The sequence below is a fragment of the Ramlibacter sp. genome (assembly GCF_035554825.1).
Lineage (GTDB): Bacteria > Pseudomonadota > Gammaproteobacteria > Burkholderiales > Burkholderiaceae_C > Ramlibacter.
In genome coordinates this window covers 43,933-61,608 of sequence record NZ_DATMHS010000057.1, presented here as the reverse complement: position 1 = coordinate 61,608, position 17,676 = coordinate 43,933, and the positions used below count along the sequence as shown (strand labels likewise).

Genomic DNA, 17,676 nt, shown 5'->3' with positions numbered 1-17,676 from the left:
AATCAGGCGGCGGAATCGTTGCCTTCTGCGTCGGAACCGGAATCGGCCTGGGCGGCGGCCGCAACGGGGCCGCTGCGCCGGCTCACCTCCTGGGCCAGCAGCCGGCGCAGGGCGTCCAGGCCGAGCCCGGTCCGGCCGCTCACGAACACGCGCGGCACCTGCACCCCTTCGAGCTCGAAGCGGTCGGTCTCGAAGCGCGGACGCAGCGACGGGTCGAGCAGGTCGACCTTGTTGAACACCAGCACCTGCGGCACCTCGGCCGCGCCGATCTCGTGCAGCACCCGCTGCACTTCGGCCAGCTGCTCGGGATGGTTGGGGTTGGCCGCGTCGACGACATGCAGCAGCAGGTCGGCGTCGACCGCCTCCTGCAAGGTGGCCTGGAAGGCGTCGACCAGGCCGTGCGGCAGGTCGCGGATGAACCCCACGGTGTCGGACAGCGACACCGACCGGCCGGCCTCGCCCAGGTAGAGCTGGCGCGTGGTGGTGTCCAGGGTGGCGAACAGCTGGTCGGCCGCGTACGCGCCGGCCTTGACCAGCGCGTTGAAGAGGGTCGACTTGCCGGCGTTGGTATAGCCGACCAGCGAGATGTTGAAGGCCCCCTGGCGCTCGCGCCGGCGGCGCTGCGTCTGGCGCTGGCGCTTGACCTTCTCCAGCCGCTCGCGGGTGCGCTTGATCGCCTCCGAGATCATCCGGCGGTCGAGTTCGATCTGCTTTTCGCCCGGGCCGCCGCGCACGCCGGCGCCGCCGGCCTGCCGCTCCAGGTGCGACCAGCGCCGCACCAGCCGGGTGCTGACGTAGCGCAGGCGGGCGAGCTCGACCTGCAGCTTGCCCTCGTGGCTGCGCGCGCGCTGGGCGAAGATCTCGAGGATGAGCAAGGTCCGGTCATTGACCGGGCGGTCGAGGTGGCGCTCGAGGTTGCGCTGCTGCGCCGGGCTCAGCGCCTGGTCGAACAGGATTTCGGCGGCGCCGGTGGCGTCGGCGAGCTGCTTGATCTCGTCGGCCTTGCCCTTGCCGATGAAGAGCGCGGCGTCAGGCGCCTTGCGCTTGCAGACGACGCGCGCGACCGGCTCCAGGCCCGCCGTCTGCGACAGCAGGCCCAGCTCTTCCAGTTCGGCGTCGAAGTGAGGCAGCCCGAGGTCCACCCCGACCAGGATGGCGGGGGCGGCGGGACGGTCGTTCTGTTCGGAGAAACTCAAGTGCGGGTCGTTCGGGGAGGGCCAGGCGGCGAACGGCCCGCCTCTCCCGCAGGCCTTCAGCTGGCGCCGGCCTCGCCGCCCTCGGCAGTGGAGAAGTTGACGGCGCGGCCCGGCACGATGGTGGAGATCGCGTGCTTGTAGACCATCTGCGTCACGGTATTGCGCAGGAGCACGACGTACTGGTCGAAGGACTCGATCTGCCCTTGCAGCTTGATCCCGTTGACCAGGTAAATGGACACCGGCACATGCTCGCGCCGCAGTGTGTTGAGGAAGGGGTCTTGTAGCAGCTGCCCTTTGTTGCTCACGATATTCTCCGTGTTCCGCGCTCGGAAATGTTGTTGGAAACTGCACCTTACCACAGCAAGCGGCGGTGCAAAGGCTATTTCCCGGCCTATTTGGCGGCGTCTTGCAGAACTGCAAGCGCCCTAGGGATTTTCTTTTCCGGCGTACGGATTCCTGGAGGTTTTCATCTCGATGCGCAGCGGCGTTCCGATCAGGTTGAACTCCTTGCGGAAGCGTGCCTCGAGAAAGCGCTTGTACGCCTCGGTCACGTGCTCGAGCGAATTGCCGTGCACCACGATCACCGGCGGATTCATGCCGCCCTGGTGGGCGTAGCGCATCTTGGGGCGGAACATGCCCGAGCGCTTGGGCTGCTGAAACTGAACCGCCTCCAGCAGCAGCCGGGTCAGCACCGGCGTCGGCATCTTGACCATGGCCGAGCGGTGGGCCTGCGCGATCGACTGCCACACCGGGCCCAGCCCCTGGCGCTTGATCGCCGAGATGAAATGGATGGGCGCGAACTTCAGGAACGCCAGCCGCGTCTCGATCTGCCGCTGCAGCTGCTCGCGCTGGTATTCGTCGACGGCGTCCCACTTGTTGACGGCCAGCACCACGGCCCGGCCGCTTTCGAGGACATAGCCGGCGATGTGCGCGTCCTGCTCGGTCACGCCCTGGGTGGCGTCGAGCAGCAGCAGCACGACGTTGGCCGATTCGATCGCCTGCAGCGTCTTGACCACCGAGAACTTCTCGATCGCCTCGAAGACCCGGCCCTTGCGGCGCAGCCCGGCGGTGTCGATCAGCTCGAACTTCTGGCCGGCCCGCTCGAACGGCACCGAAATGGCGTCGCGGGTGGTGCCCGGCAGGTCGAAGGCGACCAGCCGCTCCTCGCCCAGCCAGGTGTTGATCAGGGTCGACTTGCCGACGTTGGGCCGGCCGGCGACCGCCAGCTTGATGACGCCGGGATCCTCGGCCGCGCCCTCTTCCTCCTCCTCCGGCAGGTCGAGCATGGCCAGTGCCATCTCGACCAGGCTGCGGATGCCCTGCCCGTGGGCGGCCGAGATCGCGTGCACCTCGCCCAGGCCGAGCTCGTAGAACTCGGTCAGCTGCACGCCTTCGGTCATGCCTTCGGCCTTGTTGGCCGCGAGGACGGTGGGCTTGCCCAGCTTGCGCAGGTAGCGGGCGATGTCGTGGTCCTGCGCCGAGAGGCCGCCGCGGGCATCGAGCACGAACACGACGATGTCAGCTTCGGCGACGGCCTGCCGCGTCTGCTTGGCCATCTCCATGTAGATGCCGCTCTCGGCCGTCGGCTCGAAGCCGCCGGTGTCGATCACGATGAATTCGTGCCGGCCCTGGCGGGCATTGCCGTAGTGGCGATCGCGGGTCAGGCCGGCGAAGTCGGCGACGATCGCGTCACGCGACTTGGTGAGCCGGTTGAAGAGGGTCGATTTGCCGACGTTGGGGCGGCCCACCAGGGCCATGACGGGTTTCATCGCGGCTCACCTGCCCCATGCCATGCGTTCGGCCGGCTCACTCGGGCACGAAGCCGTAGACCCCGCCGGAGCGGGTCAGCACGACCATCGTGCCGCCGGCCAGGACCGGCGCCGCCATCACCGGCGAGCCGTCGGTGTCGAGCCGGTTCAGCGGGCTGCCGTCCTCGCGCGAGACCATGTGCACCAGGCCGGTGCTGTCGCCCAGCGCGATCGAGCGGCCCAGCACCAGCGGCGCCGTGAGGCCGCGGTAGCGCAGGCGCTCGCTGACCCAGGCCCGCTCGCCGTTGTCGCGCTTCCACGCGACCACCTTGCCGTCGGACTCGGTGCCGACGACGATCCTGTCGTCGCCGTGCACGCCTTCGGAGCCGTTGGCCGGCTTGCTCCAGGCCACCGTGCCGCGCGCCGCGTTGACGCAGCCGACCGCCGCCTGGAAGGCGCGGGCGCAGACCGATTCGCCGGCCCGGCTGACGGTGCCGACCAGGTCGACCAGCCGCTCGACGTCGTTGATGCCGCGCGGCGATGCGATCGGCGCCTCCCAGCGCACGGTGCCGGTCAGCGGGTCGAAACCGACCACGCGCCCCGACAGGCCCACCACCAGCGTATCGCCGACGGCCAGCATGACGCCGGAATGGCGCAGCACCAGCGGCTCGCCCGGGCGCTGCTGCGTCCACAGCTTGCGGCCGGTCTGGCCGTCGTAGGCGCTCACGGCGCGGTCGGCGGTGAGGACGAAGACGCGCGCGCCGGCCACGAACGGCGGAGTGTAGGAGACGGCCGTCAGCTTCTGCCGCCACGCCTGCTTGCCGCCGGCCAGGGCCACCAGCTCGTTGCTGCGGGTCACGACCGCGGCCACCTTGCCGTCGCTGCCCACGCCCGCGGCGATCGGTCCGCCGGCGCTGGCGCGCCACAGATCGCGGCCGGTGGCGGCGTCGATCGCCGCCACGGTGCCGTCGCTGCTGGCCAGCGTGACGGTGCCGCCGCTCACGTTGATCGTGACCGGCTGGGCCACTTCGCCGACGCGGTTGGTCCAGGCCTTGCGCACCGGGATCAGCGCCACGTTCGGCCCGAGCTCCGCCGGTTTGGGCTTTTCCACGCCGCCGCCGAGCCAGGACGGCATCGACGAGCAGCCCGCCAGTCCGAGCGTGGCGGCGATGGCGCAGGCGCCCGCCGCGAGCCGCAGGCGGCGGCCCATCACGACTTGGCTCCGGCGGCCGCGGGCGCCGTGAGCTGCTTGGGATCGACGCCCAGCGCGCCCAGCTTCACTTCCACCAGCCGGCGGTATTCGTTGCGTTCGTCGAGGGCCTTGTAGGCCTTCTCGTATTCGGCCTTGGCTTCGGCCTTCTTGCCTTGCAGCTGGTAGATGTCGCCGCGCCGGTCGGCGGCCAGTGCCTCGAACTCGCGCGGGAAGGTCGCGCTCAGCTGCTTGAGGGCCTCGTCGTACTGCTTGGCGTCCATCAGGATGCCGGCCAGGCGCTGGCGCGCGACGGCCTGGTAGCCCTCGTCCGCGGCCCGGTCGGCCACCCAGCCGAGCGACGCCTTGGCCGCGTCGGTCTTGCCTTTGTCGGCCAGCACGCGGGCGGCGAGCAGGCCCGCCTGCTGGGCGAAGGTGGTGCGGCCGAAGCGCTCCTTCATGTCGGAGAAGGCGCGCTCGACGCGCTCGGTGTCGCCGGCCTGGGCGGCGCGCTCGACTTCGTCGTACATGGCGGCGGCCTGCGCGGCCTGGCTGTTCTGCCAGTAATTCCAGCCGTTCCAGGCGGCGATCGCGCCGAAGACGACGATCAGCGCCCAGGTGATCAGGTTGCCGTATTCCCGCCAGAAGTGCTTGAGCTCGTCAAGCTGTTCCTGTTCTTCGAGATCGAGTTGGTTTGCCATGGTTGAGTCAGGTGGGAAGCCAGGATTGTATGAGGCGGGCGGGCCGCCTTACGACTGCAGCGTGACGGCCCATTCGGCCAGCGCCGCCAGCGGCCGCTGGACCTGCGCGCCGCTGCCGTCGCGCAGGGCCTTGACGGTGACGGCGCCTTGGGCGAGTTCGTCGGGGCCGAAGATCAGCGCATAGCGGGCGCCGCTGGCATCGGCCTTCTTGAACTGCGACTTCATGCTGCCCATGCCGTCCCCGGACCCCGCATGCATCTGCACGCTGACGCCCTCGGCGCGCAGCGCCTGCAGCGTCGCCATCACCTGCGGCAAGGCGTCGGCCGAGGGCACGATCGCATAGGCGTCGGGCGCCGGCGCTTCGAACGTCGCGGCCTGCTGTCGCACCAGCTCCAGCACCCGCTCCAGGCCCATGCCCCAACCGACGGCGGGCGTCGGCTTGCCGCCCAGCACTTCGAACAACCCGTCGTAGCGGCCGCCGCCGCACAGCGTGCCCTGGGCACCCAGCTCGTCGGTGATGAACTCGAAGACGGTATGGCTGTAGTAGTCCAGCCCGCGCACCAGGCGCGCGTTGACCGCCCAGGGCACGCCGCAGGCGTCCAGCAGCCGCTGCACCGTCTCGAGATGCTTGAGCGAGCCTTCGCCCAGGTAGTCCAGCAGCTTGGGCGCGCCCTGCACCATCTCCTGCATGGCCGGATTCTTGGTGTCGAGAATGCGCAGCGGATTGGCGTGCAGCCGGCGCTGGGCATCGGCGTCGAGCACGGCGCCGTGCTGCTCGAAGTACGCCACCAGCGCCTCGCGATGGGCGCGCCGCTCGGTCGGCACGCCCAGGCTGTTCATCTCCACCCGGATGTTGCGCAGGCCCAGCCCGGCGAGCAGCCGGTGCGCCAGCACCATCAGCTCGGCATCGACCTCCGGCCCCGGAAAGCCCAGCACCTCGGCGCCGAGCTGGTAGAACTGGCGGTAGCGCCCGCGCTGCGGCCGCTCGTGGCGGAACATCGGGCCCATGTAGTACAGCCGCTTGCCGCCGTCGTACGTGAGGTTGTGCTCGATCGCCGCCCGCACCACGCCCGGGGTGTTCTCGGGGCGCAGCGTGAGCTGCTCGCCGTTGAGCCGGTCCTCGAAGGAGTACATCTCCTTCTCGACGATGTCGGTCGTCTCGCCGGTGCCGCGCACGAACAGCGCGGTCGGCTCGACGATCGGCGTGCGGATCATCCGGTAGGCGTGGCGGCCCATGAGGGCGCGCACTTTGTCCTCCAGCCACTCCCAGCGCGCCGAATCGGGCGGCAATATGTCGTTCATGCCTTTGACGGCATTGATCTTCTCGGCCATGGCTCGCTTCTTGTGTCAGGCGCCCGCGGTCTCGTGCCCGTAGCGCTTCTCGATGTAGTTTTCGACGATCTGGTGGAATTCGGCGGCGATGTTGTCGCCGCGCAGGGTGACGGCCTTCTGGCCGTCGATGAAGACCGGCGCCGCCGGCGCCTCGCCCGTCCCGGGCAGGCTGATGCCGATGTCGGCGTGCTTGCTCTCGCCGGGGCCGTTGACGATGCAGCCCATCACGGCGACCTTCATCTTCTCGACGCCCGGATACTTCGAACGCCACACCGGCATCTGGGCGCGCAGGTAGTCGTCGATCTGCTTGGCCAGTTCCTGGAACGTGGTGCTGGTGGTGCGCCCGCAGCCCGGGCAGGCGGTGACGCTCGGCACGAAGCTGCGCATCCCCAGCGCCTGCAGGATCTCGGAGGCGATCACCACCTCCTGGGTGCGCGACTCGCCCGGCTGCGGCGTGAGCGACACCCGGATCGTGTCGCCGATGCCCTCCTGCAGCAGGATGCCCAGCGCGACGCTCGAAGCCACCGTGCCCTTGGTGCCCATGCCCGCTTCGGTCAGGCCCAGGTGCAGCGGGTAGTCGCAGCGGCGGGCCAGTTCGCGATAGACCGCGATCAGGTCCTGCACGCCGCTCACCTTGCACGACAGGATGATCTGGTGGGCGGCCATGCCCAGTTCCTGGGCCCGCTGCGCGGAACCGATCGCCGAGCTCACCAGCGCCTCGTACATCACCGACCTGGCCTCCCAGGGCTGCGGGCGCCGGCTGTTCTCGTCCATCAATCCGGCGAGCAGTTCCTGGTCCAGGCTGCCCCAGTTGACGCCGATGCGCACCGGCTTGTTCCAGCGCATCGCCGCTTCGATCATCTGCGCGAACTGGCGGTCGTGCTTGTCGCCCTTGCCGACGTTGCCCGGGTTGATGCGGTACTTCGACAGCGCCTGCGCGCAGTCCGGGTAGTCCGTCAGCAGCCGGTGCCCGTTGTAGTGGAAATCGCCGATCAGCGGCACGTCGATGCCCATGCGATCGAGCTGCTCGCGGATGTACGGCACCTGCGCCGCGGCCTCGGGCGTGTTGACGGTGATGCGCACCAGTTCCGAGCCGGCCACGGCCAGTTCCTTGACCTGGATCGCCGTGCCGATGGCGTCCTGGGTGTCGGTGTTGGTCATCGACTGCAGGCGCACCGGCGCGTCGCCACCGACGGTGACCACGCGCGAGCCCCAGGCCACCTGGGCCTGGCGGGAACGGCGGGGCAGCGGCGCGGCCGGCGCCACCGGCTGACAGGACAGGGTCATTTGATCTCGAAACGGGCGACGTTGTCGCGGGCGATGGAACGCAGGTCGAACGGCTTGCCGCGCACCTGCACTTCGGTGGCGCCGGCGTTGCCGATGGTCACTTGCAGCGGCATGGCGCCCGAAGCACCGGCGGACTCGCCGGCGGTCATGAGCTTGCGCACCGGCATCGCACCCCTGGCGTCTCGGACCTCGACCCAGGATTGGGCGCTGGTACGGAACACGACGATGCCGTCCGTCGGCCCGGGCGCTGCCGCGGCAGAGGCAGCCGGGGCCGGCGCGGCGGCAGTGGCCGGTGGCGCGACAGCGGCCGGCGCCGCGGCGGGCTGGGGCACGGCCGCAGCCGGCGGCGCGGACAGCGCGATCGACGCGGTCTGGAATCCGGACGGCGCCGGCTCGGCCGCGGCTGGCGATGCTGCGGCTGGCGCGGCGGCGGGCTGGTCGGCCACGGCGACTTTGGGCGATGGAGCCGCAGCCTGCGGGGCGGCGCTCTCGGCGGCGACGGCCTGGTCGGCGGCCGGCATCTGGGGCAGCAGCAGCACCACGGCCGCGGCCACCAGCAGCCCGCCCACCAGCAGTGAAACGGGGCGGGTCAGCTGGTCGCGCCAGTGCGGCGCGACGGCGTCGCGCGGGCTGCGGAACGGCGCGTTGAGGCCGTCGGTGTCCTGCACCAGGCGCGGCGCGCTGGTCTGCGGCAGCCGGTCCAGGACCGGGTGCGGATCGATCTTGAGCGTGCGGCACACGCTCGAGGCCAGCGCGCGGGCGAACACCGCGTCGGGCAGCAGGTCGTAGCGGTCCTGTTCCAGCGCCTCGAGCTTGGCGACGGGCACCTTCATCGAGACGGCCAACGCCGCCACGTGCAGGCCGGCCGCCTCGCGGGCCTGGCGCAGCATGGCGCCGGCGCTGGGCCCCTCGGCCGCCGGCATCGCGCCGCTGCCTTGCATCGCTGCGTCACTCATCGAACGCTCCCCGCTCGTAGGCAGCGGCTTCGCTCGAATGGGCGAACCGCTTCTTCAACTGCTCGCCGAGCTGGCGCATCGCCACCTGGTCGTTCAGGCGCCGCTCCACCTTCACCCCGAGCCAGAGCGACTCGGCGTTGGCCAGCTCGCTGTTGTTCAGCCGGCGAATATAGAACTGGGCCCGGCCGAACTCGCCGCGGTGGTACAGCAGGCGGGCCAGGTTGTAGCCGGTGACCGGGTTGGCGGCATCGAGTTCGTACGAACGCGAGAGGCTGCGCTCGGCCTCGGCGGCGCGCCCGGCGCGGGCCTGGCACACGCCCTGCGTCATCAGCGTCTTGGCCCGGCCGGCATACATCGGATTGGCCATCGCGACCTCGAACGCGCGCTGCGCCTCGTCGTAGCGGGCCTGCTGGCACAGCAGCCAGCCGAGGTTGTGCTGCACGTTGGGATCGCGCGGGTTGAGCGCCACGGCGCGACGGAAGCTGTCTTCCGCCTGCCTGGTGTCGTTCAGCCGCATGTAGATCAGGCCGCGCAGGTTGTAGGCGTCGGGAAAGCTGGGGTCGGAGGCGATCACCTGCTTCAGCTCGTCGAGGGCGACCTTGGTCTGGCCCTGCTCGAAATAGCCGACCGCCAGCTCCATCCGGATGCGGGCCCGCTTGCGCGCCTCCGGCTCGTCGGATTCCGTCAGGATGTCGTGGGACGCGGTGCTGGCCGACGGCGCCGACGCGCAACCACCCAGCGCCATCAGCGCGGTCCAGGCGATCGCCACCCAGGCCAGACTGCGCCCCGCGTCCCGGATCCTCGCCGCGGACCTTGCCATGTTCACTCCTCGTCGCGCGCTGCCACGGTGGCCGGTACCGGCTTCAGCATGATGGTGCGCTGCCGGGCGATGCGCTCGCCCACACGGGTGCGGTCCCGAACGTCACCGGCCAGCTGCCCGCAGGCCGCGTCGATGTCGTCCCCTCTGGTCTTCCGCACAGTCGTGACGATACCAGCATCGCTCAGGATTTTCGCGAAGGCGAGGACCCGGCTGTGGGGCGAACGCGTCAGCCCCGATTGCGGGAACGGGTTGAACGGAATGAGGTTGAACTTGCAGGGCACGCCGGTGCCGCCGTGGCGCTGCACCAGTTCCACCAGCTGGCGCGCGTGTTCGGGCTGGTCGTTCACCCCATCGAGCATGCAGTACTCGAAGGTGATGAAGTCGCGCGGGGCGAATTCCAGATAGCGGTTGCAGGCATCGAGCAGGTCCTCGATGCAGTGCTTCTTGTTCAGCGGCACGAGGTTGTCGCGCAGCTCGTTGTTCGGCGCGTGCAGCGACACGGCGAGCGCCACCGGGCAGTCGAGGGCGAGCCGGTCGATCATGCGGACCATGCCGGAGGTGGAAACCGTGACGCGGCGCCGGGACAGCCCGTAGCCGTGGTCGTCGAGCATCACGCGCAGCGCCGGCACCAGGGCCGAATAGTTCTGCAGCGGCTCGCCCATCCCCATCATCACCACGTTGGAGATGACGCGCTCGGTCGTCTTCAGGTGGCCGCGCAGGAAATGCTCGGCGAACCAGAGCTGGGCCAGGATCTCGCCGCTGGTGAGGTTGCGCGAGAAGCCCTGGTGGCCGGTGGAGCAGAAGCGGCAGCCCACGGCGCAGCCGGCCTGCGACGACACGCAGAGCGTGCCGCGATCGTCCTCGGGGATGAAGACCGCCTCGACGGCGTTGCCGTTGCCGACGTCGAACAGCCACTTGATCGTGCCGTCGGCCGACTCGTGCTGGGTCAGGACGGGCAGCCCCTCGATGCGGGCGTGCACCGCGAGCTTGTCGCGCAGCGACTTGGCCAGGTCGGTCATCTGCGCGAACTCGCGCGCGCCGCGCTGGTGGATCCAGCGAAACAGCTGTGTCGCGCGAAAGCGCTTCTCGCCCAGGCCTTCGCAGAACGCGGCGAGGCCGTCCAGGTCGAAATCAAGCAGGTTGGTGGTCATCGGGCTCGGTCGCCCGCTGAGCACATCCCCTGCCCGCCCGGCGCGCGGCTGCGCCGCCCGCAGGGGCGGCGGCCGGTGGCTGGGCGTTCCAGGCGCATGCTCAGCGGGAATAGATGTTCATGCCGGGGAAGAAGAAGGCAACTTCCACCTTGGCGGTTTCGGCGGCGTCGGAGCCGTGCACGGCGTTGGCGTCGATGCTGTCGGCGAAGTCGGCGCGGATGGTGCCCTTGTCGGCCTTCTTGGGGTCGGTCGCGCCCATCAGCTCGCGGTTCTTGGCGATGGCGTTCTCGCCTTCGAGCGCCTGCACCATCACCGGGCCGGAGATCATGAACTCGACCAGGTCCTTGAAGAAGGGGCGCTCCTTGTGGACGGCGTAGAACTGCTCGGCTTCGCCGCGCGACAGATGCATCATGCGGGCCGCGATGACTTTCAGGCCGGCGGCTTCGAAGCGGGCGTAGATCTGGCCGATGACGTTCTTGGCCACGGCGTCGGGCTTGATGATGGAGAGGGTGCGTTCGAGAGCCATTGTTGTGTTCCTGAGCTAGATCAAAGGGGTGAAAAGCAGGCCCCGCCAGGGTGAGAACGTGCGGGGCCGCAGAAGTTCGGCAAAGCCCGTCATTTTAAACCGGTGCGGCCAATGACGCGGAGGACACGTCCGCCGCGTCCCAGCGCAGCGGCCGCGGACAAGGACCAAGGTCGCCCCGGCCCCGCGCCGGCCCGGCGGCGGCCGCTCGCGCAGCGCCCCGCTCCGGGCGTTGAATGGCAGGCCGTGCCCGCCATCGCTGCGCCGTCAGCGCTGGCGCCCCTGGGGTGGCGCCACTGCGGCGGCTTACCGGCCGCGGCCGCCCCGGCGCTGGCCACCGCCACCGAGTCCGCCGCCGCCGCCACCGCCACCGCCACCGCCACCGCCACCGCGGCGGCGCTGACCCTGGCCTTGGCCCTGGCCGCCCTGGCGCTGGCGGGTGAAGCTGTCCGCGCCGATGTAGCCGAACGAGGTCTTCATCGGATCCGGCTGCGCGCCGCCCGGACGCTCGGCGCGGTCGCCGCGTTCCTTGCGCCGCTGCTGCCCGCCGCCACGCGGGGGCTGCTGGCCCTGGCTGCGCGGCTGGCCCTCGCCCTGGCCTTGGCCCGACCGGCCGCCGCGCCGGCGCCGGTTGCGGGCGCCGCCGGCACCCTCGCCGTCGCCGGACCCTTCGCCACGGCCGGCCGGCTTGCCGCCGCCGTTGTCGCCGGCCGCCCGCACCAGGGCCTGGATGTCGCGCTCGTCGAGCTCCATCCAGGCCCCGCGCTTGAGGCCGCGCGGCAGCATCATGGCGCCGTAGCGGATGCGGATCAGGCGGCTGACGGCATGGCCGAGCGCCTCGAACAGGCGCCGCACCTCGCGGTTGCGACCTTCGGAAATCGTCACCCGGTACCAGGTGTTGGCGCCCTCGCCGCCGCCTTCCTCGATCGAGCCGAACTGCGCCCGGCCGTCCTCGAGCTCGATGCCGTCCAGCAGCCGCTGCTTTTCCTCGTTGCTCAGCGCGCCGAGCACGCGCACCGCGTATTCGCGCTCGAGTCCGAAGCGCGGGTGCATCAGCTTGTTGGCCAGCTCGCCGGAACTCGTGAAGAGCAGCAGGCCCTCGGTGTTGAGGTCCAGCCGCCCGACCGACTGCCACTTGCCCTGCGGCAGCTTGGGCAGCTTGCGGAACACCGTCGGGCGGTTCTGCGGATCGTCGGTGGTCACCACTTCGCCCACCGGCTTGTGGTAGGCGATCACCCGGGCCGGCGGCGGCGCGATGCGAAACCGGATCGGCTTGCCGTTGACCTTGATCTGGTCGCCGTACTGGATCCGCTGGCCGATGTGGGCGGGCTCGTTGTTGACCGAGATGCGCCCCTCCATGATCAGCTGCTCCATCTCCAGCCGCGAGCCGAGCCCGGCCTGCGCCAGCACCTTGTGCAGCTTGGGCGTTTCCGCCTGCGGCGCCAGCACGCGCTTGGGCGCGGCTTCCTCGCTCTCGGCCTGCTCGTCGAACTGGCCCGACACGACGTCGGCAAAGCGGATCGGCGCCGGCTGGGGCTCGGCCGGACGCTTCTCACGCCCGCGCCGCCGCCGGGCGCTGTTGCCGTCGGCGTCGTCCTCATGCCGATCGTCATCGTCGCCGTCGTCCGCGCCCTCGCCGCGGGCGTCCTGGTCATTGTCGGCCGCGGCGGCTGGTGCAGCCTCGGGCGCAGGCGCGACGGGCGGCCGCTGGGCGGGGTCGCCGTCGGCTGGTGTCGCCGGTGCCGCTGCCGGCATGTCCTCCCGGTCGGTGGCTTCGGGAGCAGGCGCGTCGGCGGCGCCGGGCACGGGTTCGTTCATGCTTCAGGTCTCGACAGCTTGCGCCTGGTCGTCGTCGGCGCGTTCATCCGCGGAAGGGGCCGCATCGGCGGCAGGAGGGGTGGTGGGGGAATCGATTTCGAGACTGGGCTGCGACTGGTCGTCGTCGCCGGGCGCCCGCGCTTCGTCGCCCTCGCCGAGCGAGGACAGCAGTTGCGCCTGCTGGGACGGCGTCTCCAGCACGGGCAGCTGGTCGAGTGACGCGAGGCCCAGATCGTCGAGGAACTGGCGCGTCGTCGCGAACAGCGCCGGGCGCCCCGGTGCCTCGCGATGGCCGATCACCTCGATCCAGCCGCGATCCTCGAGCTGCTTGAGGATCAGCGCATTGATCGTGACGCCGCGGATTTCCTCCATGTCGCCCCGCGTCACCGGCTGGCGGTACGCGATGATCGCCAGCGTCTCCAGCACGGCGCGCGTGTAGCGCGGCGGCTTTTCGGGATGCAGGCGGTCCAGGTACTCGCGCATGGCTGGCCGGCTCTGGAAGCGCCAGCCGCTGGCCACCTGCACCAGCTCCACCCCTCGCTGCGCCCACTCCAGCTGCAACTCGCCCAGCAGCGCCTTGATGGTGTCGGCGCCGAGTTCGTCGTTGAACAGCACGCGCATCTCCCGCACCGGGAGCGGTTGCTGCGCGCAAATCAGGGCGGTTTCGAGGACGCGCCTGGCATCCGTCGTATTCATGGTTGTGCCGTTCCGGGAAAAGGCGCCGGGCCGGCGCGCAAATCAGGGCTGAACAGGGGCGAAATGTTTTCGATTGTGGCCGCGGGCAACCTGCGGTTGCGTGGCACTGGTCCCGCTGGCTAGGGGACCTGGCTCGTGAGCCATTCGCGGCCATTGTAACGCAGGGTCCACGCCGCGAGCGCGGCGGCCAGGTCGGCCGGCAACGGCGCCTGGAATTCGAGGGGCGCCGCCGTGACCGGATGGCTGAACGCGAGCCGCCAGGCGTGCAGGGCCTGGCGCTGCAGCCCGCCGATCGGAGCGCCGCCATAGAGTTCGTCGGCCACCAGCGGGTGGCCGATGTGCGCCATGTGCACCCGGATCTGGTGGGTGCGCCCCGTGTGCAGCGTCGCCTGCACCCAGCAGCCCTGATCGCACGCCTGCAGGCATTCGAAGGTGGTGGCCGCCGGCTTGCCCCCCTCCACCACCGCCATGCGCAGCCGGTTGCGCGGGTCGCGTCCGATCGGCGCTTCCACCCGGCGCACCGCCGGGCCGCGCCACGGCCTGTGCGCCAGCGCCACGTACTGGCGCGTCACTTCGCGCGCGGCGATGCGCTGCACCAGCGCGTCCATGGTGGCGCGGGTGCGGGCGACCACCATCAGGCCCGAGGTGTCCTTGTCGAGCCGGTGCACGATGCCCGCGCGCGGCAGCAGCGCCGCGCCGGCATCGCGCGCCAGCAGCCCATTGAGCAGCGTGCCGCTCCAGTTGCCCGGCGCCGGGTGCACCACCAGCCCCGGCGGCTTGTCGATCACCAGCAGGTGCTCGTCCTCGAACACCACCCGCAGCTCGATCGGCTCCGGCCGGAAGGCCTGGCTTTGCGGCGTCGGACGCAGTTCGACCACGCCCGCGTCGCCGGCCTTGACCCGCTGCGACGGGCGGCGCGCCGTCACGCCATGGATCGTGACCGCGCCGGCGTCGATCAGCTGCTGCAGGTAGCTGCGGGAGAACTCGGGCACCAGCACGGCCAGCGCGCGGTCGAGCCGCTCGCCGTGCTGCGCGGGCGCGATCGCGAAGGGGCGCAGTTCGGCCTCGGGGCCGGCCTCGGCGGCGTCCTCGAAAGCGGCGGCCGCCTCAGCGGCGGAGGGGTCGGCTGATAGAATGAATTTGCCCTGTTTCAAGAAAGTTGCGACACATGCTGCGAGCCAAATTATCGGCCGTCCCCGCCCTGGCGCTCGCCGCCGCCTTGCTGGCGGCCTGCTCCTCGACGCCCGATGACCAGAGCGCCAACTGGAGTCCCAACAAGATCTACGCCGAAGCGAAGGATGAAGTGAGCTCCGGCTCGTTCGACAAGGCCATCCCCTTGTTCGAGAAGCTGGAGGGCCGCGCGGCCGGCACGCCGCTGGCGCAGCAGGCCCAGCTCGAGAAGGCGTATGCCCAGTACAAGTCCGGCAACCAGGCCGAGGCGATGGCCACGCTCGACCGCTTCATGAAGCTGCACCCGGCCAGCCCGGCGATCGACTACGCGCTGTACCTGAAGGGCATCGTCAACTTCAACGACAACCTCGGCGCGTTCTCCTTCCTGTCGCGCCAGGACCTGTCCGAACGCGACCAGAAGGCGGCCAAGGAATCGTTCGAGGCGTTCAAGGAGCTGGTCAACCGCTTTCCGGACTCGCGCTACACGCCCGACGCGCGCGCCCGCATGACGTACATCGTCAACTCGCTGGCGCAGTACGAGGTGCACGTGGCGCGCTATTACTTCCAGCGCGGCGCCTACGTGGCGGCGATCAACCGGGCCCAGAACGCGATCACCGACTACCAGGACGTGCCGGCGCTGGAGGAGGCGCTGCACCTGCTGGTGCAGTCCTACGACCGGCTCGGCATGACGCAGCTGCGCGATGACGCGCAGCGGGTGATGGCGAAGAACTACCCGAAGAGCGAGTACCTGACGGGCGGCGTCAGGTCAAAGCAGGATCCGTGGTGGAAGATCTGGTAGCCGCCAGGCGCTCCAGGGTCTCCTCCAGTTCCTCCTTCGTCGCCAGCCGCCGCATCGGCGGCAGCGCGGCCAGCAGCCGGCGGCCATAGCCCATGGTCGCCAGGCGGGTGTCGCACACCACCAGCACGCCTTCGTCGGACTCGCGCCGGATCAGGCGGCCGGCGCCCTGCTTCAGCGCCACGGCCGCTTCCGGCACGAAGTAGTCGTTGAACGGGCTGCGGCCCTGCGACTGCAGGCGCTGCGCCCGCGCCTCCACCAGCGGGTCGCCCGGGGGCGGGAACGGCAGCTTGTCGATCACCACCAGCTGCAGCGCGTCGCCCGGCACGTCGACGCCCTCCCAGAACGAGGCGGAAGCCACCAGCACGCACCCGGGCCGGCCCGCCGCGCTGCCTTCGCGGAAGCGCTCGATGAGACGGCGCTTGGGCCATTGGCCCTGCACCAGCACCTCGAGCTCGCCCGAACCCTCGAAGCGGCGCTGCAGGGTCTCGCCGATGCTGCGCAGCGCACGCAAGGTGGTGGTCAGCACCATGGTCCGTCCGCCCAGGCGGGCCGCCGCGTCCGCGGCGAGCGCCGCCACCTGTTCGCTGTGCGCCGGCTCGTTGGGACGGGCGATGTCGCGCGGCACGTACAAGGCCGCCTGCGACGCGTAGTCGAAGGGACTGCCAACGCGCAGCACCTGCGCCTGCTGCAGGCCGCAGGGTTCGGTGAACCAGGACAGCGCCGGATCGTCGCCGAGCGTGGCGGACGTGAAGATCCAGGCCCGCGCGGCGCCGTCGGATCCCTCGCCGCCATCCGGGTCGCGCTTGAGCAGCTTTTCCTGCACCGCCTGCGCGATGTCCAGCGGGGACTCGACCAGCCGCAGCTGCGCGCCCACGTCGACCCAGCGCACGGCGCCGGGTTCGCAGGGCGCGGCGAAGCGCTGCGCCCGCGCCGCCAGTTCGGCGGCCCGTTCGTGCAGGCGCACGAAGTCGGGCGCGAGTTCGCTCACCGTATCCAGCGCCGCCATGGCATCGGTGCACGCGAGCTGCAACTGCTCCAGGGCGTCGTGCCAGCTGCCCGGATCGACCGAGCCCGGCGCCTCGTCCACCCAGCGCAGCCGCGCGCCGGGCGGCTGCCGTCCGATCGCCAGACGCAGGTCGCGCGCGCCACGCTCCACCGTGCCGGCAACGGTCTGCCAATCGGCCAGGCCGCGCGCCAGCTGCAGCCCGGCGCCGAGCAGGTCGCGCGCGAAATCCAGCAGCTGTCCGGTGCCGAGCTGGCGACCCAGGAACTGGACGCCGGTTTCGTTGAGCTGGTGCGCCTCGTCGAAGATCGCGACCCGCACCGTCGGCAGCAGTTCGGCCATCCCCGATTCGCGCACCGCGAGGTCGGCGAAGAACAGGTGGTGGTTGATCACCACCACGTCGGCGGCCAGCGCCTCGCGCCGCGCGAGGTTCACGTGGCAGCTGCGGAACTTCGGACACTGGCTGCCCAGGCAGTTCTCGCGCGTCGACGTCACGAGCGGGATCAGCGGCGAGCGCTCGTCCAGCCCGGGCAGCTCCGCCAGGTCGCCGGTGCGGGTCGCGTGCGACCACTGCTCGATCCGTGCCAGCGCGCGCACCGACGAGCGGTCCGGCAGCGTGGCATCCTGCCGCGCGAGTTCCAGCCGCTGCAGGCACAGGTAGCTGCCGCGGCCCTTGAGCAGCGCGGCGCGCACCGGCAGGCCCAGCGCTTCCACCAGCCGCGGCAGGTCGCGGCCGAACAACTGGTCCTGCAGCGTCTTGGTGGCGGTGGACAGCAGGATGCGCTCGCCGCTCAGCAGCGCGGGCACGAGATAGGAGAAGGTCTTGCCGACGCCGGTGCCGGCCTCCACCACCAGCGCGCCGCCGGCCTCGATCGTGCGCGCCACGGCCGCGGCCATCTCGGTCTGCTCGGGACGCGGGCGAAAGTGGTCGGCCGCGCGCGACAGCACCCCGCCGGGCGCGAACGCCTCACGCACCGGCTCGGCGAGGCCAGTCGATGCCGCGGGTTCCATCAAGCGGGTTCTTTGGGATCCAGGACGAGTTCCAACCGCGCGATCTGCTCGCGCAGCTGCTGCCCGCGCTTTTCGAGCCGCCGGATGGCGAGTTCGTCCAGCGGCTGCGCCGCGCGCAGACGCTGCAGCGATGCCTGCAGGTCGGCATGCTCCATGCGCAGCTCGATCAGGTGTCGCTCGGGGGAGTGCAGGTTCGTGTCCACGGAAAGCCACAGTGGCCGGGGCCACGGTCGGGTTCGTTCAATAATACGTCTTTCGGCACCAATAATCGAGCGC

17 protein-coding genes are annotated in these 17,676 nt (G+C 70.6%); 1 reads left to right on the top strand and 16 read right to left on the bottom strand.

The genetic code is table 11. The features are described from left to right. Positions 1-2: 2 nt before the first annotated feature. From hflX to VNT59_RS06535, 14 genes are all read right to left on the bottom strand, one after another. Entirely contained in the window at positions 3-1,196 is a 1,194-nt protein-coding gene (gene hflX, locus VNT59_RS06600; protein WP_325497525.1) for a GTPase HflX, read from the bottom strand. A 56-nt stretch (positions 1,197-1,252) separates the two neighbouring features. Further along, a complete protein-coding gene (gene hfq, locus VNT59_RS06595; protein ID WP_325497524.1) occupies positions 1,253-1,501 on the bottom strand; it encodes an RNA chaperone Hfq in 249 nt (82 codons plus the stop codon). A gap of 120 nt (positions 1,502-1,621) precedes the next feature. Then, positions 1,622-2,965 carry a ribosome biogenesis GTPase Der gene (gene der / locus VNT59_RS06590; RefSeq protein WP_325497523.1) on the bottom strand — a complete coding sequence of 448 codons (1,344 nt, stop codon included), beginning with the start codon at positions 2,963-2,965 and terminating at the stop codon, positions 1,622-1,624. 37 nt (positions 2,966-3,002) lie between these two features. Further along, complete coding sequence (gene bamB / locus VNT59_RS06585; RefSeq protein ID WP_325497558.1) at positions 3,003-4,154, bottom strand: outer membrane protein assembly factor BamB; 1,152 nt, start codon at positions 4,152-4,154, stop codon at positions 3,003-3,005. Then, positions 4,154-4,834, bottom strand: a complete 681-nt coding sequence (locus VNT59_RS06580; RefSeq protein ID WP_325497522.1) for a tetratricopeptide repeat protein — start codon at positions 4,832-4,834, stop codon at positions 4,154-4,156. Before VNT59_RS06580 ends, bamB begins: the two co-directional genes overlap by 1 nt. A 48-nt stretch (positions 4,835-4,882) precedes the next feature. Further along, a complete protein-coding gene (gene hisS / locus VNT59_RS06575; RefSeq protein WP_325497521.1) occupies positions 4,883-6,166 on the bottom strand; it encodes a histidine--tRNA ligase in 1,284 nt (427 codons plus the stop codon). A gap of 15 nt (positions 6,167-6,181) precedes the next feature. After that, a complete protein-coding gene (ispG, locus tag VNT59_RS06570) occupies positions 6,182-7,453 on the bottom strand; it encodes a flavodoxin-dependent (E)-4-hydroxy-3-methylbut-2-enyl-diphosphate synthase (protein ID WP_325497520.1) in 1,272 nt (423 codons plus the stop codon). Then, a complete protein-coding gene (locus VNT59_RS06565; RefSeq protein WP_325497519.1) occupies positions 7,450-8,409 on the bottom strand; it encodes a helix-turn-helix domain-containing protein in 960 nt (319 codons plus the stop codon). Before VNT59_RS06565 ends, ispG begins: the two co-directional genes overlap by 4 nt. After that, positions 8,402-9,229: a type IV pilus biogenesis/stability protein PilW gene (pilW, locus tag VNT59_RS06560; RefSeq protein ID WP_414708353.1), complete on the bottom strand. Its 828-nt coding sequence runs from the start codon at positions 9,227-9,229 to the stop codon at positions 8,402-8,404. Before pilW ends, VNT59_RS06565 begins: the two co-directional genes overlap by 8 nt. 2 nt (positions 9,230-9,231) lie before the next feature. Next, on the bottom strand, positions 9,232-10,380 hold the full coding sequence (gene rlmN, locus VNT59_RS06555; RefSeq protein WP_325497518.1) for a 23S rRNA (adenine(2503)-C(2))-methyltransferase RlmN: 1,149 nt from the start codon (positions 10,378-10,380) through the stop codon (positions 9,232-9,234). 100 nt (positions 10,381-10,480) lie between these two features. Beyond that, positions 10,481-10,906 (bottom strand): nucleoside-diphosphate kinase, encoded by a 426-nt coding sequence (ndk, locus tag VNT59_RS06550; RefSeq protein ID WP_325497517.1) that lies wholly within the window; start codon positions 10,904-10,906, stop codon positions 10,481-10,483. Between the two features lie 303 nt (positions 10,907-11,209). Continuing rightward, positions 11,210-12,721 (bottom strand): pseudouridine synthase, encoded by a 1,512-nt coding sequence (locus tag VNT59_RS06545; protein WP_325497516.1) that lies wholly within the window; start codon positions 12,719-12,721, stop codon positions 11,210-11,212. Positions 12,722-12,724: 3 nt separating this feature from the next. Continuing rightward, positions 12,725-13,417 (bottom strand): SMC-Scp complex subunit ScpB, encoded by a 693-nt coding sequence (gene scpB / locus VNT59_RS06540; protein WP_325497515.1) that lies wholly within the window; start codon positions 13,415-13,417, stop codon positions 12,725-12,727. Between the two features lie 119 nt (positions 13,418-13,536). Further along, the gene (locus VNT59_RS06535) at positions 13,537-14,571 is read right to left on the bottom strand and encodes an RluA family pseudouridine synthase (RefSeq protein ID WP_414708352.1); all 1,035 of its coding nucleotides are present in this window, start codon (positions 14,569-14,571) and stop codon (positions 13,537-13,539) included. Between the two features lie 14 nt (positions 14,572-14,585). Here VNT59_RS06535 and VNT59_RS06530 point away from each other — a divergent pair, with 14 nt between their 5' ends. Next, the gene (locus tag VNT59_RS06530) at positions 14,586-15,386 is read left to right on the top strand and encodes an outer membrane protein assembly factor BamD (protein WP_325497514.1); all 801 of its coding nucleotides are present in this window, start codon (positions 14,586-14,588) and stop codon (positions 15,384-15,386) included. Here VNT59_RS06530 and VNT59_RS06525 read toward each other — a convergent pair. Both VNT59_RS06525 and VNT59_RS06520 read right to left on the bottom strand, forming a co-directional pair. After that, the gene (locus tag VNT59_RS06525) at positions 15,349-17,400 is read right to left on the bottom strand and encodes an ATP-dependent DNA helicase (protein WP_325497513.1); all 2,052 of its coding nucleotides are present in this window, start codon (positions 17,398-17,400) and stop codon (positions 15,349-15,351) included. The two genes, VNT59_RS06530 and VNT59_RS06525, sit on opposite strands and share 38 nt — an antisense overlap. After that, the gene (locus tag VNT59_RS06520) at positions 17,400-17,603 is read right to left on the bottom strand and encodes a hypothetical protein (protein ID WP_325497512.1); all 204 of its coding nucleotides are present in this window, start codon (positions 17,601-17,603) and stop codon (positions 17,400-17,402) included. The genes VNT59_RS06525 and VNT59_RS06520 overlap by 1 nt, the downstream gene beginning before the upstream one ends. Positions 17,604-17,676 lie beyond the last annotated feature (73 nt).

Bases quoted from the DNA above. Each gene is read 5' to 3' on its own strand.
- VNT59_RS06580 (WP_325497522.1), bottom strand. From the start codon at position 4,834: ATGGCAAACCAACTCGATCTCGAAGAACAGGAACAGCTTGACGAGCTC.
- VNT59_RS06530 (WP_325497514.1), top strand. From the start codon at position 14,586: ATGCTGCGAGCCAAATTATCGGCCGTCCCCGCCCTGGCGCTCGCCGCC.
- rlmN (WP_325497518.1), bottom strand. From the start codon at position 10,380: ATGACCACCAACCTGCTTGATTTCGACCTGGACGGCCTCGCCGCGTTC.
- VNT59_RS06525 (WP_325497513.1), bottom strand. From the start codon at position 17,400: ATGGAACCCGCGGCATCGACTGGCCTCGCCGAGCCGGTGCGTGAGGCG.
- ispG (WP_325497520.1), bottom strand. From the start codon at position 7,453: ATGACCCTGTCCTGTCAGCCGGTGGCGCCGGCCGCGCCGCTGCCCCGC.
- VNT59_RS06565 (WP_325497519.1), bottom strand. From the start codon at position 8,409: ATGAGTGACGCAGCGATGCAAGGCAGCGGCGCGATGCCGGCGGCCGAG.
- VNT59_RS06545 (WP_325497516.1), bottom strand. From the start codon at position 12,721: ATGAACGAACCCGTGCCCGGCGCCGCCGACGCGCCTGCTCCCGAAGCC.
- scpB (WP_325497515.1), bottom strand. From the start codon at position 13,417: ATGAATACGACGGATGCCAGGCGCGTCCTCGAAACCGCCCTGATTTGC.
- bamB (WP_325497558.1), bottom strand. From the start codon at position 4,154: ATGGGCCGCCGCCTGCGGCTCGCGGCGGGCGCCTGCGCCATCGCCGCC.
- hisS (WP_325497521.1), bottom strand. From the start codon at position 6,166: ATGGCCGAGAAGATCAATGCCGTCAAAGGCATGAACGACATATTGCCG.
- ndk (WP_325497517.1), bottom strand. From the start codon at position 10,906: ATGGCTCTCGAACGCACCCTCTCCATCATCAAGCCCGACGCCGTGGCC.
- pilW (WP_414708353.1), bottom strand. From the start codon at position 9,229: ATGGCAAGGTCCGCGGCGAGGATCCGGGACGCGGGGCGCAGTCTGGCC.
- der (WP_325497523.1), bottom strand. From the start codon at position 2,965: ATGAAACCCGTCATGGCCCTGGTGGGCCGCCCCAACGTCGGCAAATCG.